10 protein-coding genes and 1 pseudogene are annotated in these 9,075 nt (G+C 41.2%); 6 read left to right on the forward strand and 5 right to left on the reverse strand.

All coding sequences use genetic code 11. The annotated features are described in order from the left end of the window. The first annotated feature begins 421 nt into the window (after positions 1-421). The 3 genes from EHV15_RS08410 (at position 422) to EHV15_RS08420 (ending at position 2,845) form a co-directional block, all read left to right on the forward strand. On the forward strand, positions 422-850 hold the full coding sequence (locus EHV15_RS08410) for a cell wall hydrolase (protein WP_128630825.1): 429 nt from the start codon (positions 422-424) through the stop codon (positions 848-850). Positions 851-1,848: 998 nt separating this feature from the next. After that, a complete protein-coding gene (locus EHV15_RS08415; RefSeq protein ID WP_246061910.1) occupies positions 1,849-2,499 on the forward strand; it encodes a L,D-transpeptidase family protein in 651 nt (216 codons plus the stop codon). Positions 2,500-2,638: 139 nt separating this feature from the next. After that, on the forward strand, positions 2,639-2,845 hold the full coding sequence (locus EHV15_RS08420; protein WP_128630827.1) for a DUF1657 domain-containing protein: 207 nt from the start codon (positions 2,639-2,641) through the stop codon (positions 2,843-2,845). Between the two features lie 587 nt (positions 2,846-3,432). Here EHV15_RS08420 and EHV15_RS08425 read toward each other — a convergent pair. From EHV15_RS08425 to EHV15_RS08435, 3 genes are all read right to left on the reverse strand, one after another. Continuing rightward, the gene (locus EHV15_RS08425) at positions 3,433-3,756 is read right to left on the reverse strand and encodes a DUF2642 domain-containing protein (protein ID WP_128630828.1); all 324 of its coding nucleotides are present in this window, start codon (positions 3,754-3,756) and stop codon (positions 3,433-3,435) included. A 380-nt stretch (positions 3,757-4,136) separates the two neighbouring features. Next, a complete protein-coding gene (locus EHV15_RS38280; protein ID WP_178075801.1) occupies positions 4,137-4,355 on the reverse strand; it encodes a tyrosine-type recombinase/integrase in 219 nt (72 codons plus the stop codon). Positions 4,356-4,559: 204 nt separating this feature from the next. After that, a complete protein-coding gene (locus EHV15_RS08435; protein ID WP_128630829.1) occupies positions 4,560-5,216 on the reverse strand; it encodes a PBECR4 domain-containing protein in 657 nt (218 codons plus the stop codon). A 765-nt stretch (positions 5,217-5,981) separates the two neighbouring features. Between EHV15_RS08435 and EHV15_RS08440 the strand changes: the two genes are divergently transcribed. The 3 genes from EHV15_RS08440 (at position 5,982) to EHV15_RS08450 (ending at position 7,180) form a co-directional block, all read left to right on the forward strand. After that, a complete protein-coding gene (locus EHV15_RS08440) occupies positions 5,982-6,383 on the forward strand; it encodes an RlpA-like double-psi beta-barrel domain-containing protein (RefSeq protein WP_128630830.1) in 402 nt (133 codons plus the stop codon). An 81-nt stretch (positions 6,384-6,464) separates the two neighbouring features. Then, positions 6,465-6,782 carry a hypothetical protein gene (locus tag EHV15_RS08445; protein WP_128630831.1) on the forward strand — a complete coding sequence of 106 codons (318 nt, stop codon included), beginning with the start codon at positions 6,465-6,467 and terminating at the stop codon, positions 6,780-6,782. 59 nt (positions 6,783-6,841) lie between these two features. Next, the gene (locus tag EHV15_RS08450) at positions 6,842-7,180 is read left to right on the forward strand and encodes a hypothetical protein (RefSeq protein WP_128630832.1); all 339 of its coding nucleotides are present in this window, start codon (positions 6,842-6,844) and stop codon (positions 7,178-7,180) included. Between the two features lie 1,035 nt (positions 7,181-8,215). On the opposite strand, the gene EHV15_RS08455 is transcribed toward EHV15_RS08450, so the two are convergent. Both EHV15_RS08455 and EHV15_RS37265 read right to left on the reverse strand, forming a co-directional pair. After that, the gene (locus EHV15_RS08455; protein WP_246061417.1) at positions 8,216-8,515 is read right to left on the reverse strand and encodes a tyrosine-type recombinase/integrase; all 300 of its coding nucleotides are present in this window, start codon (positions 8,513-8,515) and stop codon (positions 8,216-8,218) included. A 98-nt stretch (positions 8,516-8,613) separates the two neighbouring features. After that, positions 8,614-9,075: pseudogene (locus EHV15_RS37265) on the reverse strand (dipicolinate synthase subunit A); the annotation flags it as partial.

Here is a 9,075-nt window from a genome sequence, read left to right on the forward strand (position 1 = left end):
AGCTGTTTTGAAAATTATATCCCATCTGTCAGTGAAGGGCGAAGGGAATTCCCAATGATCAGCGAACCGTGTATCGCCCCAAGTATATTGTTATAGCAGATCGACAACAAACCGAGCGGTGAATCACTAGTTCCCCTAGGCTAACACCTTGTTTGGGTTCGTCAAAAAGCGACTACTATCACGATTAGGGTGAAATTGGTGGGATCGCCACGTATTCATGACGGGAACTTAACTTCCTCTTTTGGTATACCCTGTTTTTTTCGATCATTGCGCAATGAAACGAGCCAAAAGCCACTTTTTCCCCCGAGACACTATTCTCGCTTGATTCCATTTCAAAATACAAACTTCGGCATTTTTCTCATAAGTTCGTTTTCCCCTACATATGTTAAGGTTAATCCAATAAGGGAAGAGGTGTGATTTCATGGCGGTTGTCAAAGCAAGAGATCAAGATATCGCCTTGCTAGCAAGACTGCTCCGTGCGGAGGCTGAAGGCGAGGGCCAAAGGGGGATGATGCTTGTAGGGAATGTAGGAATTAATCGTATAATTTCAAATTGCTCTGATTTCAAAGGAATTCGAACGATTCCACAAATGATTTACCAACCCCACGCGTTTGAAGCATTAATTCACGGATACTTTTATCAATCGGCAAGAGACAGAGAAAGACGATTAGCAAGACGAGCGGTAAATGGGGAACGGTTTTGGCCTGCTAAATTTAGCCTGTGGTATTTCAAGCCTTCAGGGAATTGTCCGGAAACTTGGTACAATCAACCGCTTGTAGGGCGTTATAAGAGTCATTGTTTTTATGAGCCAACAGCAGAAACCTGCGAGCATATATATCAAACATACTAAGCGACGGAATGAGAATCTTGGCCATTTTTTGTTTTGTAGCCTTGGGCAAAGCAACCCTTGTTAAGGAACGGAAGGTCTCAGAACTTTGATCAAGCGTCTTTGCCCCCACCCTATGGTAACAACTGGCATAAGCTAAATCTGCCTTCCATCATTAGGTGGGGGCTATTTGATGGCTCATGCTTTTCCTGGAACTACGGATGCTCACTTGTAGAAGATTCCCCAGCACCAATGTTCCGAGCTCCCAATCTTCGTTAGGTCCCTGTGATGTCCTCACGTTGCTTTGAAATGGTTTTAGTAGACCCTAAATTCTGCTTCTGTAATTTGCTCGGGGCCAGAAGCAAAGTTAACCCAAGTTTTCTATTCATGCCATTATTCATTCACAGTGAAATATGTATAGAATTCCGCAAAAAAATGAGCGCAAACAATTAGCGCTCAGAAAGGCCCTTCTAGATCCGTTTCACTTCAAATGCTCTCCACTACAAGTCCGCTCAGCCCATTTTATGTTAACTATCCGTAGGCTTCAATAATTCGGATCTGACTTAATGAAGATGAGCGATTCATCAGATTCCCCAACAGTCTCCACCAGTTCCTGAAGGTTCCTTATTGAAGCCCTAACAAATAACATGCCGCTTTACTTGGGTAGCAGCGACCCCTGCGATCACACTCTTTATGCCGTTGCAGTCACGGGCCGGTCTAATAATTACTCAAGAGCGGAGTAATATATGTTATGCATAATGGCTTGACATGGTTCCTGACAATTCTTGATTATTCCCCTTTCAATCCTTGATTTCCATCCTATTCATGGTTGACTTATATTTCGATGCCATTGCTTGCGAATGAAGCATACTGAATACGGAGTCTCGGGGATACATTTATGACTTCGAATAAAATGGATCCAATTGTTAAAAAATAAGCAAAACTAAAGCACAAGGAAAAGAGCCAGAGGATTAACAATGACACGATTTAAATTTACTTACAAACTCCTTATTTTTCTGCTGATGGCTTTTATGGTTTTCGAAGGAAAGACTTTATATACTTATGCCGATTCCTCCCTGCCCATCGTGGCAGATCAGGGGAGTATCTCCATCGATGTATATCCATCTGACCACCGTTTAGTTGTACGGTCGAAAGATCAGACGATTAAGGAATACACTGTAGCCGTTGGAAATCCAACAACCCCGACCCCAATTGGAGAGTACCAAATCGTGTATAAGGGTAAAAACTGGGGGGCTGCATTTGGTCCACGCTGGCTTGGATTGAATGTCCCTTGGGGAACTTATGGTATACATGGCACGAACAATCCATACTCCATTGGACAACACCTTAGTCACGGATGCATACGTATGCGCAATAACGACGTAAAGGAACTGTTCAATATGATCCCGATCGGAACAAAAGTAACAATTTATGGTCATGTCCTAGGGGACCCCAACCAAGACGCAAGAAACTTGGCTGAGGGAGACGTCGGCGGAGGCGTTCAACTGGTTCAATCAAGATTAAAAAGTGCTGGATACTTTACCGGGGTTTGTAATGGTAAGTTTCGCTCAGATACAACCATAGCCCTAAGAAAATTCCAACGGGATCATCATCTTATTCAAAACGGGGTAGTCTCATCAAAGGTATACGAGGAGCTCGGGCTCATCGAATAATTAGGTAAAACAATGATGTTGAGGATAGGGAGATATTGATCCTTTTACTCAAAAAGCTTACAATACCCTGTTTCATGAATTTTTTGATCCTCTTCCGGTTAGATTATGTTGGTACTGTTCTATAAAGGAGGTGAAAGTGATGACAGTTTCTTCTCAAGTCAAAACAACACTTGCTTCCCTAAAAAGTGCCCAGGCTAGCTTGGAGACTTTTGCTCTTAGCACACAAAACCAGGAAGCGAAAAACCTGTTTACTCAGGCGGCCCAGCAAACTGGCCAGATCGTACAGCAGGTGGAGAGCCGGGTTCAACAGCTAGAAAAAGAAGAACCTCAATACAAAGGGTTTTAGGATGTAATCCTATATTGAAGCGTTGAACTTGAGCTCAGATGTTAGATCTATGTACCAAACGCGGACCCCCCTCATTGGGGGGATAATGTTAATCATTCAAATATGTTAAGGCTTAGCATTTTCAACGGACTCTTCATTTTTTGCAAAATGATCATGAATTCCCTACATATTCCTTACCATCACGCTAAGATTGCATTCTTTACAGATTGCATTTTTTCAGGTCATTGCTCCCAAATTTAGCCTCTTCATGATATTAGACCACAGCACTGCTAAGCCTAAAATAAAATATATGACACCACCTTTGATAACTACCCCACTCCATGAATTTAGACCGTGACTGCAACGGGTAAAGGGTGGATCGCAGAGGCTGCAGCTGCCTAAAAAGCGGCATTTCCAAAGCCAGAAGCGAGAGGCGCCCATGATTCGAGGATCCTCTCCAATAAGTGCTCGCTATGAAATAGCTAGATTCCTCTATAATGCACAAAACTCAATTCTGCGGTGATTGACCGCGTTTTTCCATTCAAATTACCTCTGCATAGGAGAAGCTATTGTGACGGCATCATCTCTACTGATGAAGTCCGACCCACTTATTTCTCTTCTGCTATTTCAAAATAAACAATTTCACATAATCGAATGTGATGCTGTTTTCCATGAACCATAAGAGCTACGTGATCAATAAAAACATCATCCAAGGTACCGACCAATTTGCCAACAGTTGTCGTGATGACAATCATTAAACCTATGTGTTGGATCAAATTCTCAGTAAATTTGGGTTCCACAGGTGTCATGTACATAACATTTTTCGGCAATACCAAAGTTTCCTTGCGCTGTAAATCTTCATTTCGATAATATTTCGAAGCTGGGAATGAGGCATAGGCTTGTGGATAGCCAAAGTACACAAATCTATTCATGTATTTGCATACTCCTTTGTCATAAATTAAAGACACTTCATAACATATGACAAAAACCTATGTGTTGGTTCCAACGAGTAATGACGGCGACATTATAACGTATACTCGATAAAATGTCGGCTGACCCCTTATATCCTGATGCTGATGATATATTTCGAAGTATCTTAGCGTGCGCATTTTTCATAGTGCTGACTTGATTTTATTTTTTAACGTTCGTTTTCCGCGCGGTACCCCTATTAGAAGTAAAATGAAGCTCATATAACTGGGAAGGAGAAGCCTTTTTGTAATAACAGCTAATTCATGAGCGTGCGACTAAAATCAACTGATCGATTCTACAGCCTTTTTTAAATCATCATAACCTGGTGTAGTGTAAATCATGGTCATTTCAATGTTGGGGGTTCCGTCTTCTTTGAATGCCCAATGAGCATAGCTACCACATCTAAAGGAACCGGCGGATCTGAAGTAACAAGGTCGTGTCCAAAGGTGTGTCTCAGGGCATGACACGTACGGGCCCGGTATTTTTCGATCAAATGCTGAATTGCTCGTGTCGTACATTTATCCGATCGTTGGCTGACAAATACATACGGGGCTGCACGCAATACCCGCCTATCAAAATTACTGGATATGACTTAAGCGGTAAAGTCGTATATGTATCTGGCTCACTTGATTAGTACCTTCACCACATAACTTTTTGGAGCGCTTAAGGGCTCATGAAAACCATGAATATGCGGTTGCCTGCTACGTTGCTATCCAACGAATCGACTGGAAGAATTGTAACAATCCAATCATGGCGAGATCAGTTATTAAGGAATGGATAAGGACTTTTGCGCATCCCCGTCAGTTTCGAGTACTTCGAAGCTAACTACGGTTTTCGTGTCAGGTTGTCCATCAATGAACCGTGTTCCTGGATTAGATGCCGTGATGCGTTCAATAAGAAATGTTCGAGGAAAATAGCTTTTTCCATCGTCTTCTTTTTCAATACCTAGATGCAAATAAACCCCTTCAAGCTGATTGTAGAGCAACAATTCGCATTGGACACTACTCCCAGGTACTGGATTAAACTTAATCATTATTGTTGCGGAATTAAGAAGATTGGGAAGAAGATAAAAGTAAAGCATCTTATCTTTTTTACTATTGAACTCGGCCTTCCCGGCTTTGTCTTTGAGGTGTTTAAAGTTGAGCGATCCATTCTTTATATTATCCCATCCAAGACGGCCTTTGTACTCTTTGTGTTTCGACCAATGTAAAGCTTTTTGAACAATGCTTTCGATGCCAAGAAGGTGGCAAAAACGGTGGGGCTCGAATTTGAGTCTAATCTGCTCTCCTGAAGAGAGATTGTAGATATATGTATTTGGGCTAAGTTGGGTTTCGTAAAACTGCTGCAGAAGAGGCAAGTCAATTTGATTTATTGTTGGTTTTACCTGGAGCGCAAGTAAGCCGGGCAAATCTAGCAAAGCCATAGGTAGTCCCCTTAAATAAAAATAATAAAGCTCTGATGACTTTCATCATCAGAGCTGACAGTTTTAAAAAAATAGAGACAGCCAAATCCTCGACTACACGGTATTTTTTAACGTCCCCCCGGCGGAGAATCCAGAGCTGTCGTTCCGGATGGCTTGCGCCCTTACGTTTACTATAGTCTATTTTACAGCAGATTATGCTTATAGTCAATGGGTTTTCCTTCTTCTAAGTGGGGGAAGTCCTTTGCATGACCGTCATATGACGGTCATTGAAGTTGTCCGAGCTGTGGCTCAACCACGCGGTCGGATAATCGATGGAATCGAGGAACAAAAATAAAGGGTACTCAACCATCACCGCCGTGAGCAGTGATTTTCAAAACAATGAAGACCACTTAAAAACTGCCTTACAGCCACTGGAGAGAACTCTCACTGCCCCCATCGGCATATCGGAAAATGTCCGTTCCACCCCGTTGGAGCGAGTGGTCATGATTTTCTCCATTTGTACGTTTTGTTTGGTTTCAAGATATCGTGGTTGAAAGGACTAGGCTCCGCTCACACTGCGCAAGACCGGTTCGAATAACGTCCACTCGTACCCTACCACAATTTTTCTCCTTTTAGTCCCTTATCGCATCGAACATATATTTTTTTCAATAAATAGAAGAAATTGTCTTTAGGTCAACGAATATATAAGTACCTAGCGCTGGGTAAAAGAAAAAACTAGTTTCCCCAAACTAGTCATTAAAAAAGCATATATATTGGAGGTAAACAATGAAAAGATTACTGGCAATGGGAATCGCGTTCATGTTTATGTTTGCTTTAGCATTCTATCCTTCAAATAACACTTATGCCTTATCAGCTCATGGAAAAATTTCTTGGTACAATGGCGTAGGAAAAACCGTTGATTATGGTAATGGTAACTACCACATTTTAGGTAACTATGATTGTGCAACTAAAATTGGATTTGATAACCCACCCAACGGAACGCAGATCCTGGTGAAAAATCTGGATAATGGTAAAGTGGCTGCACTGGAAAAGTGGGATACTGGATCCTTGGGGGGATCAAGCTCCTCGGTTATTTTAGATATTATGCCCTATGTTTTTGAGCAAGTACTCGGTGCAAACCTGATTAATGGCTACATCTATAATGGTTATTACTCTTACAGCAGCTAAAAATACTGGCGTAGTATAGACTATACAGAAGTAGAGAGAATTATTCTCTTTACTTCTGTTTTTAAAAGGCGGAAAATAGATGTGAAAAGAGCTATATTATATACTATTTTTTGTTTATTTCTCTTAGCATGTGCTGCTAGGTTTATATTGGATAAGGGTAGCGCGAAGCAATTAAGTAGCGACAAGTTACTGATCACATTCACTAGCCAAGAACTTAAAGTTACATATATTAATTTTTTTAAGGGGAAAAATCATGTTGTATATACCAAAAGTGCGGCGGACTACCCAACTGCTGCCTTGACAGGGAATAATAAGAACTTATTTTTTACTGATTTTGATTCTAATCATCAACGCAGCTTTTTAAAATCAATCTTGAAAATAAGGATAAGCAACAGTTAACAACAGACTTTTCTTCTATTGATTATTTGAAATTAGACGAAGAACGAGAGAAGATTTACATGCGTGTTTTATTAAATGGAGACCGGAATTTCCATATCGCCGTATATGACTTAAAATCGAAGGAAATGAACGTTTGGAATAGCGATGAAAAAGATACGAGTGTCAAAAATTTTAGTGTAAGTCCAAATGGAAATGTGTACGTTCCTAGCTTTTCTGAAACAGAGTCGCATCAAAATATAGAAGATTTTAATCAAAATCAGGGACCATTTAAACCATATACGTTCAGCATTTACAATCCAAATGGGTTTAAATTAAAGAATGTAGGGTTTATTCGAAAACATATCCAAGACTTTTCAGTTAATTCAAATGGAAGTAAAATCATATTTTCAGTAAAATGAGAAGCCAGAGATGATGCCAATTTTTTAATTTATGAAATGAACACTAACAATGGAGCTATTAACCCGATACTCTCATCATCCAGTAAGGAACTTTTGAGCCTCCAACAACATTTCCTCTTCAGACGACAGATTTATTTATTTTATTGGAGTACCTCAGAAGTATAATGTTCTTCAAGATGATCATGGAACAAAAGCTAAGCAAAGAAATCTTTATCGGTATGATACAATTGAGGATAAAATTCAAAAAATATGGTCAAAGGATAAAGGGATTATTAACAACTTTTCAGTGGCTTCAATGAGGGACAGTTAAAAATTATTGTTTAAATAAAACCGGTATCACCATATCGATCAATTTATCCACTGGAAATAACTTCGAAGAAATTCTTTGATACGACCTATGCTGCAGATCGCTGTACATTCAACCTGACCAAACACTTTTGCTGTTGTGCTTGGCCAATCCGATCTCTTTTGGCCGCGTGGCCACTCCCACCTTACAGGCTTCACATAAAAACGAAAAAGCCGCCGGCTGATGCCTAGCGACTGCAAAGGGACATTATGGTAAAATGGGTGGGCGACAACGGACACCCTCTTTTTTGTGACTTTTCCCGGGAATTGGGAAAGTCATTTTTTTTCAAAGGTGTATCCTATCATTCTGATACTTCGATACGGTTTTTTCTTGATTCTCCTCATTCCACAGTTTAATGAGCTGTAGAATATGATTTCGCCCTTCCTCATTAAATCCAACGTAGATAGCCGGAACCCATCCGCCGTGATCGTGAGGATCATCCTTTTCACCAGGACGAAGTTTTTCACGACATTCAGCGCAATAACTGCAATTATCGATCCCAAGATAATGCACTGTTTCGAATGGCTTAAATAACCTGTAACAGTTTCCGCAGTCTTTCCTACCTGCTATCCGTCTAATCATGCCATATACACGCTCCTTAATTCAAGGCTACCCCCGGTACTCCCAAAACAAACCTTTAGAAGGGGTAGTACCAGCGTAGCTGTCACCAAGGGCAAAGTAGATGTAAATTAAATGGGAAATTTATTGATAACCTCGTTATATTCCTGCTGGGCATCGGTGATTGCAAGCTTCGAATAGATTTCCAATGACTTCCGGCTTTCATGACCGGAATACGGCTGTATGAGTGCGTCATCGATGCCCTGCTTTTTGAGCCAGGTCAACAGAAAATGACGCAGCTTGTGTGGCGACAGGTTTTGAGCAAGTTTAGCTTCCTCCGAATATTTGGCCAAAATCTTCCGTATTCCCCGATCCGTGTACTTTTTCTTCCACGATGATTCAAATAAATAGACCGCATGTTTTTTCTTCAAAGTATTCGAGTAAATGACTGAACAATCCTGCCCCGTTTATTCAGTGATGCACGCTGAAACTCAAAAAAAACGATGGATCGGTTCCATCGTTCGCGATCTCATAACCCGGAAGGACAAGCAAGTATATCCATTTGCTCTCGATTTTGACTCCGTTCGTCCTGGATCAATTGACATAACGTTCTCGCCAATATACGTCCAGCCGTTCTTGGGGCGACCAATCCCGGTAAACTTGGTGCCAACAAGGCCTTGATTCCACGTTTTTCGGCAAAACGAAAATCGGTCCCACCTGGTTTGGAAGCCAAATCAATAATAATAGCGTGATGCGGAATACGGGTCAACACACGAGAAGTAAGGATTTGCTCCGGAACCGTGTTAAAAATAATATCCACATTTACGCCTTCATCGTACAAATCTTTCGTATAAAACGGCTCAATCCCCATCTCCCATGCACGTGCAAACTGCTCCGGTTTCAGAACCCCCGCTTTGACGTGTGCTCCCAGGCGGTGAAGCATGCCGGCTAACGTAAGACCGATTCTCCCCAAACCCAGCACCATACAACG

The sequence above is a fragment of the Paenibacillus oralis genome (assembly GCF_003863965.1).
Taxonomy (GTDB): domain Bacteria; phylum Bacillota; class Bacilli; order Paenibacillales; family Paenibacillaceae; genus Fontibacillus; species Fontibacillus oralis.

Bases quoted from the DNA above. Each gene is read 5' to 3' on its own strand.
- EHV15_RS08420 (WP_128630827.1), top strand. From the start codon at position 2,639: ATGACAGTTTCTTCTCAAGTCAAAACAACACTTGCTTCCCTAAAAAGT.
- EHV15_RS08440 (WP_128630830.1), top strand. From the start codon at position 5,982: ATGAAAAGATTACTGGCAATGGGAATCGCGTTCATGTTTATGTTTGCT.
- EHV15_RS08410 (WP_128630825.1), top strand. From the start codon at position 422: ATGGCGGTTGTCAAAGCAAGAGATCAAGATATCGCCTTGCTAGCAAGA.
- EHV15_RS08415 (WP_246061910.1), top strand. From the start codon at position 1,849: ATGGCTTTTATGGTTTTCGAAGGAAAGACTTTATATACTTATGCCGAT.
- EHV15_RS08450 (WP_128630832.1), top strand. From the start codon at position 6,842: ATGCGTGTTTTATTAAATGGAGACCGGAATTTCCATATCGCCGTATAT.
- EHV15_RS08425 (WP_128630828.1), bottom strand. From the start codon at position 3,756: ATGAATAGATTTGTGTACTTTGGCTATCCACAAGCCTATGCCTCATTC.
- EHV15_RS08435 (WP_128630829.1), bottom strand. From the start codon at position 5,216: ATGGCTTTGCTAGATTTGCCCGGCTTACTTGCGCTCCAGGTAAAACCA.